The sequence below is a fragment of the Shewanella electrica genome, assembly GCF_022321485.1.
In the GTDB taxonomy this organism is placed as follows: Bacteria; Pseudomonadota; Gammaproteobacteria; order Enterobacterales; family Shewanellaceae; genus Shewanella; species Shewanella electrica.
The window spans coordinates 1-268 of the sequence record NZ_JAKOGG010000325.1 but is presented as its reverse complement, the minus strand read 5'-3'; the positions used below and the strand labels follow the sequence as shown (position 1 = coordinate 268).

Sequence of the window (268 nt, the reverse complement as noted above, 5' to 3'; positions counted from 1 at the left end):
CCTTAAGTCGTAGCTCATGAAGTTTCTCAGCTAGTGTACGGGCCTTTTGCTCAGCGACTTCAACTTGCTCAGCTAGTTCAGCTGCTGATTGTTCACCACCGCCCATTTCAGCCAATTCAGCATCAACTTTCGCTTGGTGCGCCAATACGTCGGTAATAGTTGCGCCGTTCTTACGTTCCAATGAGCGAATCAAGTTCAAACGATCATCCACTTCGCGTAGGCGTTCTTCATCAAATTCCAAACCATCCCGTACTGACAAAATTTCAGA

Annotated in this window: 1 protein-coding gene; it reads right to left on the bottom strand. The window is 47.0% G+C overall.

Annotation, left to right across the window (positions count from 1 at the left end):
• On the bottom strand, positions 1-268 hold a 268-nt coding region (locus tag L9G74_RS20775), incomplete at both ends, for a hypothetical protein (protein ID WP_238898655.1).